The sequence below is a fragment of the Tersicoccus mangrovi genome, from assembly GCF_036881825.1.
Classification (GTDB): Bacteria; Actinomycetota; Actinomycetes; order Actinomycetales; family Micrococcaceae; genus Tersicoccus; species Tersicoccus mangrovi.
In genome coordinates this window covers 276,179-288,433 of sequence record NZ_JBAJMW010000005.1, presented here as the reverse complement: position 1 = coordinate 288,433, position 12,255 = coordinate 276,179, and the positions used below count along the sequence as shown (strand labels likewise).

The window sequence follows — 12,255 nt, the reverse complement described above, 5'->3', positions numbered from 1 at the left end:
TGGTGCCGCGGGGGCAGCGCCTGGCGCTGGCCCCGCGGCACCGTTGCGTGCGGACCGCTGTTCCGCTGACCGTTCCCNCCCCCCCCCGGCACCGTTGCGTGCGGACCGCTGTTCCGCTGACCGTTCCCGTCCTCCCCAAAGGATGTCCATGCTCGCCACCCTGACCGCTGTGCTGCCCATGGCCAGCGACTGGATCAATTTCGACGTCGACTCGCTGGTGCAGAACTTCTGGCCCGCCACGTTCGACGGCCTCACCTTCGGTGCCATCTACGCCCTCGTGGCGCTCGGGTACACGCTCGTCTACGGTGTGCTCAACCTCATCAACTTCGCCCACTCCGAGGTGTTCATCGTCGGCTGCTACGCCATCGTGTTCACCCTGAGCATCGGCTTCGGTTTCGGCCCGTCCATCCCACGGCTGGGCTTCTGGCCGATCGTCATCAATCTCGTGATCGCGATGCTCGTCGCCATGGTGGCCTCCGCCGTGACCGCGTTCCTGCTCGAACGCATCGCCTACCGGCCCCTGCGCAAGCGCAACGCCCCGCGCCTGGTCTTCCTGATCACCGCGATCGGCATGTCGTTCGTCATCCAGAACATCTTCTTCATCTGGCGCGGCCCCTCGGCCGAGCCGGCGGTGATCATGTTCCGGCCGACGCCGGTGTTCGACGTGTTCGGCACCATCATCGACAGCCAGCAGATCGTCATCATCGTGGCCGCCGTGCTCATGATGGTGGTCGTCGACCAGTTCATCTCCCGGTCCAAGACCGGCCGCGGCATCCGTGCCGTCGCCCAGAGCCCGGACACGGCGACCCTGATGGGCGTGAATCGGGAGCGGATCATCGTCACGACGTTCATCATCGGTGGTGTCCTCGCCGGCGCCGCCGCCCTCTTCTACGTCATGAAGGTGCCCTCCGGCGTGCAGTACAACGGCGGGTTCATCCTCGGCATCAAGGCCTTCGCCGCCGCGGTGCTCGGCGGCATCGGCAACGTGCGCGGCGCCCTTGTCGGCGGCCTGCTGCTGGGCCTGATCGGCAACTACGGCCAGCTGCTGCTGGGCGACTCGCAGTGGACCGACGTCGTCGCGTTCGTCGTCCTCGTCCTCGTGCTGCTGGTCCGGCCGTCGGGCATCCTCGGCCAGACCCTCGGAAGGAGCAAGGCATGAGCATGGCCAGCAAGACCCCGATGCCCTCGGCGGAGGCCGCCAAGGACGCCGTCGACCGGGAAACCGGCCGCCGCGGTGACCTGTTCGCGCCGCTGCGTCGCCGCTGGGCGCAGCTCTCGCGGCAGCAGCAGTGGGCGTGGCTGCTCGTCGTCGTCGTGGCCGCGTACGCGCTGCCCGTCATCAACCCCGTCCTCATCACGACGGAGCCGGGTACCAACTTCGCGCTCGTCTGCTGTGAGATGGCCCGCTACGCTCTCGTCGCCGTGGGCCTGAACATCGTGGTGGGCTACGCCGGCCTGCTGGACCTCGGCTACGTCGCATTCTTCGCGGTCGGCGCCTACGTGGCGGCGATGCTCACGAGCCCTGACTCGCCGTACATCAAGATCCCGTACCTGTGGACGCTGCCCGTGGCGATCGCCGTCGCCATGTGCGCCGGGGTCATCCTCGGCGTGCCGACCCTGCGGCTGCGTGGTGACTATCTCGCGATCGTGACGCTCGGCTTCGGCGAGATCATCCGCATCCTCGCGACCATCATCCCGGCCGCCAAGGGCCAGGTCGGCTTCCAGAACGTCGGGGCGCCTCCGGGCAGCCAGGCGGACGGGACCCCGGTGTTCTCCAACTCGAACGGCGTGCCCTGGTACTGGCTGATCCTCACCGTGCTCATCGTCATCATGATCCTGGCCGGCAACCTCGAACGGTCCCGCGTCGGCCGTGCGTGGGTGGCCATCCGCGAGGACGAGGACGCGGCCGAAGCGATGGGCGTGCCCACCTTCAAGTACAAGGTGTACTCGTTCGCCCTCGGCGCCGGTGTCGGCGGCCTCTCGGGTGCGCTGTTCGCCGGCCAGAACGGGTTCGTCAACAACCAGCGGTTCGACGTGCAGACGTCGATGCTGTTCCTCGCCGCCGTCGTGATCGGCGGCACCGGCAACAAGGTGGGCGCCATCATCGGCGGCGCGCTGGTGGCCTACCTGCCGCTGCGCTTCGTCGAGATCGCCAACTACAAGTTCTTCATCTTCGGCGCTCTGCTCGTGGTCATCATGATCTTCCGGTCCCAGGGCCTGCTCGGGGCGCGTCAGCACCTGCTGACCTACGGTCGGCAGGCCTACGGCAGGGTCGTCGCCGCGGCGCGCAAGAGCGGCGTCCTGCCGCCACGCCGCAGCGACACCGGCGTGATCCCCGCGGTGGGCACGGCCGGCCGGACCACACAGAAGGGAGACCGGGCATGAGCCACGTGGCCGGCGGGGAACCGCCGCACGAGCCGACGCACGGGTCCGAGCCGCCGCACGAGTCCGGGCACCGTACTGCCGAGGGCGCCACGCCCGCGGCCGACGGCGCGACCGCCTCGACGGCGGTGCCCCCGGCAGCCGGGGCGCACGCCCCGGCCGGTGACCGGCGCGCCAAGACGGTGCCCGGCACCGAGCCCGGCGATCAGCAGGCCGCGACGGCGGAGCCGCCCATCACCGGCGACACCGCGCGTCAGGACGCCGTCCGGGCGCTGCGGGCCAACCCGGCGGTCGACACGAGCGTCCTGCGGGAGGCGGACCTGGACCCGCAGGTGGTCGAGGCCGTCGTCCCCGACCGCGACATCGACGCCCGCATCGGCGAGACTCTCGTCGAGCTGCGGAACCTGACGATGACCTTCGGCGGTCTGACCGCCGTGGACAACGTCTCGTTCGACATCAAGCGTGGCGAGATCCTCGGCCTGATCGGCCCGAACGGTGCCGGCAAGACGACGTGCTTCAACGCGATGACCGGCGTCTACAAGCCCAGTGGCGGCGACGTCCTGCTCGAGGGCAAGCGGCTCAACGGCATGGCGCAGCACAAGATCACCCGGGCCGGGATCGCGCGGACGTTCCAGAACATCCGCCTGTTCGGGGAGATGACGGCGCTCGAGAACGTCGTCGTCGGCCTCGACGCGCGGCACCGGACCAGCGTGTTCGGTGCCCTGACCCGGCTGCCGCGGCACTTCCGCGAGGAGAAGAGCGCCGTCGACCACGGCATGGCGCTGCTCGATTTCGTGGGCATCGCCGACCAGGCGGGCCGGCTGTCGCGGCACCTGCCGTACGGTTACCAACGCCGCCTGGAGATCGCCCGGGCCCTGGCCACCGAGCCGAAGCTGCTCTGCCTGGACGAGCCCGCTGCGGGCTTCAACCCGGCGGAGAAGGAAGAACTGATGGAGCTCATCCGGGTGATCGCCGCGGGCGGCTACACGGTGCTGCTCATCGAGCACGACATGAAGCTGGTCACCGGAGTGACCGACCGGATCGTCGTCCTCGAGTTCGGCAAGAAGATCGCCGACGGGACGCCGGCCGAGGTCACCTCGGACCCGCGCGTCATCTCGGCCTACCTCGGGGAGCCCGACGATGACGTTGCTTGAGTTGAAGGACGTCAGCGTCCACTACGGCCGGATCCGTGCGGTCGAGAACCTCTCCTTCTCGGTCGAGGAGGGGGAGGTGGTGTCCCTGATCGGGGCCAACGGCGCCGGCAAGACCACCACGATGAAGACCATCTCCGGTCTGCTCAACCCGTCGGGTGGTTCCATCACGTTCGACGGGGACGACATCACCCGCACCAAGGCGCACCTGCGGGTGGTCCGCGGGATCTCCCAGTCACCCGAGGGCCGGGGCGTGTTCCCGGGCATGACGGTGATCGAGAACCTCGAGATGGGCGCCTACGCGCGCAAGGACCGGGCCGGCATCGCGTCCGAGATGGAGCGCGTGTTCGACCTGTTCCCGCGGCTGAAGGAGCGGCGCAAGCAGATCGGCGGCACGATGAGCGGCGGTGAGCAGCAGATGCTCGCCATCGGCCGCGCCCTGATGTCACGGCCGCGGCTGCTGCTGCTGGACGAGCCCTCGATGGGGCTGGCCCCGCAGTTCATCCGCCAGATCTTCCGCATCGTCACCGAGATCAACGAGCAGGGCACCACGGTGCTGCTCGTGGAGCAGAACGCGAACCAGGCGCTGTCCCGGTCGCACCGCGCCTACGTGCTCGAGACCGGGGCGATCACCCGCACCGGCACCGGCAAGGAACTGCTCGCCGACTCGGCGATCAAGGAGGCCTACCTGGGCACGGCCTGAGGCGGTGCCCGCCGGGCAAGAATCCGTCGTAGAAAGAAGCCGCTCGGCAGACTGTCGGGCGGCTTCTTTCTATGCAGGGATCAACACATAGGAGTCGTCGATGTCAGCTCCTTGGTCCGTAGAAGAGGGGTGGACGCACCACCGCAGGTCGTCGTGGTGTATTCCAGGACGTACCACGCAGTGGGGTAATTCTGCACGTTGCAGGCCTGATACACCCGGATTCCAGGCATTCTGCGGACGGCCGTAAGATCCTGGACGCAGTAGGTGTAGTACTGGTCCACCTGGTAATAGACATGGCAGACGCTGTTGCGCAGGTTGCGGAAGACTGCTTGCCCGTTGCAATCGAGGTATCGAGACGCTGCAGGCTTCACGATGCTGGCGGGTGCGACCGCCTGGGGCTTCACCGGTGCCGCTGAGCTCGACTGGGCAGAAAGAAATGCCGCGGTGACGCAGCAGGCGGAAATCGCAGACAGAACACGGAGACTAGTGGATCTGGACATAGAAATCACTACTTTCGCCGATGGTCCTTGAGATCATGATGCCGCCGGCGGTCGTCACCCGAGAATTTGACGTTGATGTCGTCACGACGGTGAAGTGATCTTCACCCCGCCGAGAAACATTGTCAACGGGCGCATTTTCCGCTGTCCGGCTTTCCGATGATTTCCCGTTCCCTGATCTCCGGATTCGACGTCGTCCGTTGCCGGTGAGACGACTCAGGCGTCGTCGTCGGCGGGGTAGCGCAGGCCGAGCTGCTCGCGGACGGCGTCGAAGAGCTCCATGCTCGCGATCGAGTCGGCCAGCGGCATCGTCGGGGACTCGGTCAGCCCCTCCTGGATGCAGCGGGTGACCTCGCGCAGCTGCCAGACGTAGCCGCGGCCCTGCGCGGTGGCATCGCCGGTGGGTCGGTCGTCGAACAGCTCGGTGTGCGGGTCCTCGCCGGGCCGCTGCACGGTCACCTCGGTGACCCGGTGCAGGTTGGGGCCCGCGCGCAGCCAGCCCTCGGTGCCGGCCACGTGCAGGGCACGCGGCCCGAACGCGTTCAGCGCGTTGGTCACGTGGGCGTGCCGCCCGCCGGAGAACTCGAGGGTGATCGCCTCCTGGGCGTCGACGCCGCCCTCGGTGAGCAGGCCCGACGCCGTCACGTGCTCTGGCCGTCCCAGCACGGTCAGCGGCCACAGGGTGCTGTAGGGACCGAGGTCGAGCAGGGCGCCGCCGGCGAGCTCACGCTTCCAGAGCCGGTGCTCGGGCGGCGCGTCGGCCACGAAGCCCATGTCGCTGCTCATCCAGCGCACGTCGCCGACGGCGCCGTCCGCGACGAGGTCCCACACCCGGTTCGAGCCGGGCTGGAAGCGGGTCCAGACGGCCTCCATGAGGAAGCGGTCGTTCGCGCGGGCGACGTCGGCGAGGCGTCGTGCCTGCGCCGCCGTCACGGTGAACGCCTTCTCGCACAGGACGTGCTTGCCGGCCTCGAGGAGCACCTCGGCGTCGGCGGCGTGCTCGCTGTGCGGGGAGCCGATGTAGGCGACGTCGACGTCGGGGTCCGCGGCCATCCGCTGCAGGCCGCTCAGGTCGTCCGCGCCACCGTAGCCGCGGGCGATCCCGTGCTCGGCGGCGAAGGCGTCGGCGGACTCCTGCGAGCGGGAGGAGACCGCCTGCAGCTGCGCGTCCTCGAGCAGGGCGATCTCGCCGGCCATGGTGGCCGCGATGGCGCCCGTCGAGACGATGCCCCAGCGCAGGGGGCGGCCCGTCGCGGCCGCGGGGGCCGGGGCGCCGGGGGCCAGGGACGGAGGGGCGGGGAAGTGTCGGCTCATCTGCCCATCATGCCCGGTCGCGACGCAGAGAGGGCCGCGGAACGACGGAGGGCCCCGTCGCGCGGTACTGGACCGTGCGGCGGGACCCTCCGGGGATTGCTGACGTCGTCAGCCGATCAGTGTGCTCCCCGATCAGGGGAGGAGCATCACTGGGTCAGCTTGGACAGCGTCGGGTCGTTGGCGTACGCCTCCTTGGCGTTCGCCTTGGTGACGATCTGCGGCGGCAGCAGGTAGGCCGGGACGACCTTGACACCGTTGTTGTACGACTTCTCGTCGTTGATCTCCGGCTTCTGGCCCTGCTGGACACTGTTGATCATCTTGATCGTGTCCTTGACCAGGTTGCGGGTGTCCTTGTTGATGGTCGAGTACTGCTGACCGGCCATGATCGACTTGACCGACTCCACCTCGGAGTCCTGGCCGGTGACGACCGGGGTCGGCTTGCCGGCGCCCTTGACCGAGGTCAGGATCGCGCGGGCCAGGGTGTCGTTCGGGGAGAGGACACCGTCCAGGGTGGCGGAGCCGTAGTTCGCCGACAGCAGCGTATCCATGCGCTTCTGGGCGTTCTCGGCCTTCCAGCCCTGGGTCACGGCCTGCTCGTAGGACTTCTGGCCGGAGGCGATCTTCAGCGTGCCGTCGTCGATCTTCGGCTGCAGGACGGACATGGCGCCGTCGAAGAACACCTTGGCGTTGGCGTCGTCGGGCGAACCGGCGAACAGCTCGATGTTGTACGGGCCGCTCGGCTTCTTGGCCTTCATGCCGTCGAGCAGGGCCTGGCCCTGCAGCTGGCCGACCTTGAAGTTGTCGTACGCGATGTAGTAGTCCACCGCGTTGGTGTTCTTCAGCAGGCGGTCGTAGGCGATGACGGTGACGCCGGCGTCCTTCGCGGCCTTGACCTGGGTCGAGAGCTGCGAGCCGTCGATGGCACCGACGACGATGACCTTGGCGCCCTTGGTGACCATGGACTGGATCTGGTTCTGCTGCTCCGACACGCCACCGTTGGCGAACTCGACGTCGGCCTTGTAGCCGGCGTCCTTGAGGTCGGTGTTGAACAGGTTCTCGGCGAGGACCCAGTTCTCGGAGGTCTTCTGCGGGAGCGCGACCCCGATGAGGGAGTCCTTCGCGAACCCGCCGGACCCGCCCGAGGCCCCGCCGCTGGCGGAGGAGGAACCCGAGTCACTGCGACCGCAACCGGTCAGCGCAAGGGTGGCGATGGCCGCCGCGGCGGCCATCGTCTTGACGACATAGCGCATGGCTTTCTCTTTCTGTTGGTGTCCGCAGTGGACGGTGTGATTCTCAGGCGTCGGCGCCGACGACCTGAGAGGTTTCGGTGGTCTCCCGCTTCGCGTTGGTCCCCCCGAAGTTCTTGAAGAGCAGCCCCGTGATCGAGCGCTTGCCCTGAGACTTGTTGTACACGTCGAAGGCGACCGCGATGAGCAGGACGAGGCCCTTGATCATCTGCGTGGCGTCGGCCCCGACGCTGAGCAGCTGCAGACCGTTGTTCAGGACCGCCATCACGAGGCCACCGATGATGGACCCGACGACGGTGCCGACACCGCCCGAGACGGCCGCGCCACCGATGAACACGGCGGCGATGGCGTCCAGCTCCCAGCCGACGCCGTCGAACGGGCCGGAGGCGCTGGAACGGGCGACGAACATCATGCCGGCCACGGCGGCGAGGACGGACATGTTCATCATGACGAGGAAGTTGACCTGCTTCGCCTTCACACCCGACAGCTCGGCGGCGTGCCGGTTGCCACCGACGGCGTAGACGTGACGGCCGATGATGGTGCGGGTCGACAGGAAGCCGTAGACGAGCACGAGGACGCCGAGGATGACACCCGAGATCGGGAACGAGGTGCCCGGCCGGCCGGTGGCGAAGAGGTACGTGGCGTAGAGGATGGCCGCGCAGATCAGGACCAGGCGGACGACGACCACCCACAGCGGCTGCAGGTCGGCGTGGATGCGGATCTGGTTGCGGCGGGTGCGCAGTTCGCCGAAGACGATGAGGGCCGCGAGCACGATGCCGATCAGCAGGGTCAGGTTGTTGTAGCCCGTGCTGGGGCCGATCTCGGGCAGGTACCCGGCGCCGAGGAACTGGAACTGGTCCGAGACCGGGATGGTGTTCGACTTGCCCACGAACTGGTTGGCGCCGCGGAAGAGCAGCATGCCGGCCAGCGTCACGATGAACGCGGGGATCCCGACGTAGGCGACCCAGAAACCTTGCCACGCGCCGATCAGCACCCCGACCGCGAGGCCGATCAGCACGCCCACGAGCGCACCGCCGAAGCCGGTCAGCTGCCAGTCGTTCATGGCCTTCGCGGCGACGATGCCGACGAACGCGGCCACCGAGCCGACGGAGAGGTCGATGTGGCCGGCGATGATGACGAGGACCATGCCGACGGCGAGGACCAGGATGTAGGCGTTGCCGTTGAACAGGTTGATCACGTTCTCGGGCGTGAGCACCAGTCCGCCGGTCGTGAACTGGAAGAACAGGATCAGCACGACGAGCGCGAAGATCATGCCGAACTGGCGGAGATCGCCGCCGAAGATGTCCTTGAGGTGTTTCATCGAGAATCCTTGCGTGAGGCTGTACAGCGGGGGAGAGCGGTCGGCCGTCAGGAGGCCAGCGGGGCGCGGTTCGACGTCATGAGGCGCATCAGCGACTCCTGACTCGCGTCCTGGCGGTCGAGCACACCGGTGATGGCGCCCTCGAAGATCGTGTAGACCCGGTCGGAGAGACCGAGCAGCTCGGGCAGTTCGGAGGAGACGACGATGACGCCCTTGCCGGCGTCGGCCAGCGCCTGGATGATCCCGTAGATCTCGTACTTGGCCCCGACGTCGATGCCGCGGGTGGGCTCGTCGAGGATGAGCAGCTCCGGGTCGGTGAACAGCCACTTGGCGAGCACGACCTTCTGCTGGTTGCCGCCGGAGAGCTTGGAGACACCCTCGTTGACGGTCGGCGCCTTGGTGCGCAGCGACTTGCGGTACTGCTCCGCCGCGTTGAACTCGGCGTTGCGGTCCACCACGGAGAGCCTGGCGATCTTCTGCAGCTCCGCGGAGACCGTGGTCGTCTTGATGTCGTCGAGCAGGTTCAGGCCGAGCACCTTGCGGTCCTCGGTGACGTAGCCGATGCCGGCGTCGATCGCCTGGTGCACGTTCTTCAGCGTGACCGGCTTGCCGTTCATGATGATCTCGCCGTGTTGGTACGTGCCGTAGGACCGGCCGAAGATCGAGCGCATCAGCTCGGTGCGGCCGGCGCCCATCAGGCCCGCGAAGCCGACGATCTCGCCGCGGCGGACGAAGAAGTTCGAGCCCTTGGCGACGAGCCGTTCCGGCACGGTCGGGTGGGCCACCGTCCAGTCCCGCACCTCGAAGAAGGTGGGGCCGATGTCGGGCGTGTGGTCGGGGAAGCGGGACTCGAGCGAGCGGCCGACCATGCCCTTGATGATCCGGTCCTCGTCGACGCCGCCGGCGCCGACGTCGAGCGTCTCGACCGTCTTGCCGTCCCGGATGATCGTGATCGCGTCGGCGATCTGCTCGATCTCGTTGAGCTTGTGGGAGATGATGATCGACGTGATGCCGCGGGCCTGCAGGCCTCGGATCAGGTCGAGCAGGTGCGCCGAGTCCTCCTCGTTCAGGGCCGCGGTCGGCTCGTCGAGGATGAGCAGCTTGACGTCCTTGTTCAGCGCCTTGGCGATCTCCACCAGCTGCTGCTTGCCGACGCCGATGTTCTTGATGGGCGTCTCGGGGTCCTCCTTGAGGCCGACCCGGGCGAGCAGCTCGATGGCCTTGCGGTTCGTGGCGACCCAGTCGATGCGACCGCCGCGCGTCATCTCGTTGCCGAGGAAGATGTTCTCCGCGATCGACAGCTCGGGGATGAGCGCGAGCTCCTGGTGGATGATCACGATGCCCGCGGCCTCGGAGGAGCGGATGTCCTTGAACTGGACCTCCTCGCCCTGGAAGACGATCGTGCCCTCGTAGGTCCCGTGCGGGTAGACGCCCGAGAGGATCTTCATGAGGGTGGACTTGCCCGCCCCGTTCTCCCCGCAGATGGCGTGGACGCTGCCCGCGGTGACGTCCATGGAGACGTCCGAGAGGGCTTTGACCCCAGGGAAGACCTTGGTGATGTTCTGCATCTGCAGGATGGTGTGGTTCTCGGACATGCTCCGGCCTTACCTCGAATGACCTCGTTGTCGAACGGCGACCCCCCGGCGCGTCCGACCCGGGACGCACAGCAGGTTCGAGAGATGAGTTAACTGCATCACGTCCCTGTCGTCAAGTAATGAACGCATACCGGCGGGTAACACGCCAGTGGGTGAATGGACGGCTCGGGGGCTCAGACGGGCACGGCGGCCTGCTGGAAGGCCAGCGTGCAGGCGCCGAGGGCCTCGGCGCGGTCGCCGAGCGACGCCATCGCGAGCTCGGTGGTCGCGCTGACCGCGGGGATGGCGTGGCGGTGCATGCCCTGCCGAACGGGGTCGAGCAGGATGCCGTCGAGCGCGGCCAGCGGCCCGCCGATGATGATCAGCTCAGGGTTGAGGATGTTGGCCATCGAGGCGAGGGCGCGGCCGAGTGCCTGGCCGGCGTCGGCGACGACGCGGCGCGCGGCCGGATCCCCCGCGGACGCGTCGGCGACCAGGTCCGCCGTCGTGAGCGGCCGGTCGGTGCGCCGCGTGCGGGCCAGCAGGTCGAGCATGTACGAGGTCGAGGCCACCGTCTCGAGGCAGCCGCGGCTGCCGCACCGGCAGATCTGCCCCTGCTCGACGACGGTCGTGTGGCCTAGTTCCCCGGTCAGCCCCACGTTGCCGTAGTACAGCTCGCCGCGCAGGATCAGGCCCATGCCGATGCCGGAGCCGACCTTGACGAAGGCGAGGTCGTGGGCGTCCGTGTAGGGGCCCCACGTCGTCTCGGCGAGGGCGCCCAGATTGGCGTCGTTGTCCAGGTGGACCGGGGTGCGCAGGGTGCTGCGCAGCCGGTCCAGCACGTGGATCCCGACCCATTCGGGCAGGATCGCGCCGTAGACGATCTCGCCGGTGCGACGGTCCACGGGCCCCGGCACGCCGACGCCGCAGCCGAGCAGGTCCTCGCGCCGCCGGCCGGTCTCCTCCAGCATGCGTTCCAGCAGCCGGCCGGCCTCGTCGATCACCTCGGTGGCGCTCAGGCCGGGCGGCACGTCCTGGAACCGCTCGGCCAGGATGGTGTGCCCCGGGGTGGCCAGGATGATCCGGATGTGCCGGCGCCCGAAGTCGATGCCGGCGGCGAAGCTGCCGTCCTCGTTGAGGCTGACCAGCGTGGCCTTGCGGCCCGAACTGGTGGTCGGCGCGGTCGTGACGAGGGACGCCGCGGCCATCCGTTTGACGATGTTGGAGATGGTGGCCGTCGACAGACCGGTGCGGCGGGCCAGGTCGGCCTGCGTCGCGGGCCCCGAGCCGGCGAGGACCTCGCGGATGCGCTGCTGGTTGAAGTCGCGCAGCGCACGCTGGGAGCCGGTGTTGCGCGAACCCGGGCCCAGCGCGGAGGGGGAGGTCAGCGGCGTGGGGAGGGCGTGGTCGATGCCGGGCCGGCGGGCAGGACGGACGTCGTCATCGACTGGCATGCCGCACATCGTGCCGCACGGAGCCGGTTGTCGTCAAGAAGTTAATGCATGAGAAATGAACGCAGCGGTGACAGCGCGGCCCGCGATCGCCCGTCAGCCGCCGTTCGCGTGGCGCTGCGACAGCTCACGGTAGCGCGACGCGTTCTCGCGCACCGCGTCCCGCTCCGCCTCGTTCAGCTCGCGCCGCACCTTCGCCGGGACGCCCGCGACGAGCGATCCCGGTGGCACCACGGTTCCCTCGAGCACGACGGCGCCGGCCGCCACGAGGGATCCGGTGCCGATCACGGCGCCGTTGAGGACGGTGGCGTTCATGCCGATGAGGCAGTCGTCCTCGACGGTGCAGCCGTGCACGACGGCGTTGTGGCCGACGCTCACGCCGCTGCCGATCGTCGCCGGGAAGTCGGGGTCGGCGTGGACGACGACGTTGTCCTGCAGGTTGCTGCCCGCGCCGAGCGAGATGCGTGCGGTGTCGGCCCGCACGACGGCGCCGTAGAAGACGCCGGCGCCGTCGCCGATGCTCACGTCCCCGATCAGGGTCGCGGTGGGCGCGACGAACGCCGAGGGGTCGATCTGCGGGGAGTGGTCGCCGTGGGGGAGGATGGTCGCCATGGG

10 protein-coding genes are annotated in these 12,255 nt (G+C 68.5%); 4 read left to right on the top strand and 6 right to left on the bottom strand.

The window, feature by feature from the left end:
- Positions 1-148: 148 nt before the first annotated feature.
- The 4 genes from V6N00_RS11900 (at position 149) to V6N00_RS11885 (ending at position 4,236) form a co-directional block, all read left to right on the top strand.
- Entirely contained in the window at positions 149-1,159 is a 1,011-nt protein-coding gene (locus V6N00_RS11900; RefSeq protein WP_334232591.1) for a branched-chain amino acid ABC transporter permease, read from the top strand.
- On the top strand, positions 1,156-2,385 hold the full coding sequence (locus tag V6N00_RS11895; protein ID WP_334232589.1) for a branched-chain amino acid ABC transporter permease: 1,230 nt from the start codon (positions 1,156-1,158) through the stop codon (positions 2,383-2,385). The genes V6N00_RS11900 and V6N00_RS11895 overlap by 4 nt, the downstream gene beginning before the upstream one ends.
- Positions 2,386-2,702: 317 nt before the next feature.
- The gene (locus V6N00_RS11890) at positions 2,703-3,536 is read left to right on the top strand and encodes an ABC transporter ATP-binding protein (RefSeq protein ID WP_416385086.1); all 834 of its coding nucleotides are present in this window, start codon (positions 2,703-2,705) and stop codon (positions 3,534-3,536) included.
- On the top strand, positions 3,523-4,236 hold the full coding sequence (locus tag V6N00_RS11885) for an ABC transporter ATP-binding protein (protein ID WP_334232586.1): 714 nt from the start codon (positions 3,523-3,525) through the stop codon (positions 4,234-4,236). Before V6N00_RS11890 ends, V6N00_RS11885 begins: the two co-directional genes overlap by 14 nt.
- Positions 4,237-4,949: 713 nt before the next feature.
- On the opposite strand, the gene V6N00_RS11880 is transcribed toward V6N00_RS11885, so the two are convergent.
- The 6 genes from V6N00_RS11880 to V6N00_RS11855 form a co-directional block, all read right to left on the bottom strand.
- Positions 4,950-6,047, bottom strand: coding sequence for a Gfo/Idh/MocA family protein (locus V6N00_RS11880; protein ID WP_334232584.1), 1,098 nt, complete (start codon positions 6,045-6,047; stop codon positions 4,950-4,952).
- A 146-nt stretch (positions 6,048-6,193) separates the two neighbouring features.
- Positions 6,194-7,297: a sugar-binding protein gene (locus V6N00_RS11875; RefSeq protein WP_334232582.1), complete on the bottom strand. Its 1,104-nt coding sequence runs from the start codon at positions 7,295-7,297 to the stop codon at positions 6,194-6,196.
- A 43-nt stretch (positions 7,298-7,340) separates the two neighbouring features.
- On the bottom strand, positions 7,341-8,615 hold the full coding sequence (gene mmsB, locus V6N00_RS11870) for a multiple monosaccharide ABC transporter permease (RefSeq protein ID WP_334232580.1): 1,275 nt from the start codon (positions 8,613-8,615) through the stop codon (positions 7,341-7,343).
- Between the two features lie 47 nt (positions 8,616-8,662).
- Complete coding sequence (gene mmsA, locus V6N00_RS11865; protein ID WP_334232579.1) at positions 8,663-10,210, bottom strand: multiple monosaccharide ABC transporter ATP-binding protein; 1,548 nt, start codon at positions 10,208-10,210, stop codon at positions 8,663-8,665.
- Between the two features lie 173 nt (positions 10,211-10,383).
- A complete protein-coding gene (locus V6N00_RS11860; RefSeq protein ID WP_334232577.1) occupies positions 10,384-11,643 on the bottom strand; it encodes an ROK family transcriptional regulator in 1,260 nt (419 codons plus the stop codon).
- Positions 11,644-11,736: 93 nt separating this feature from the next.
- On the bottom strand, positions 11,737-12,252 hold the full coding sequence (locus V6N00_RS11855; RefSeq protein ID WP_334232575.1) for a gamma carbonic anhydrase family protein: 516 nt from the start codon (positions 12,250-12,252) through the stop codon (positions 11,737-11,739).
- Positions 12,253-12,255: the final 3 nt, after the last annotated feature.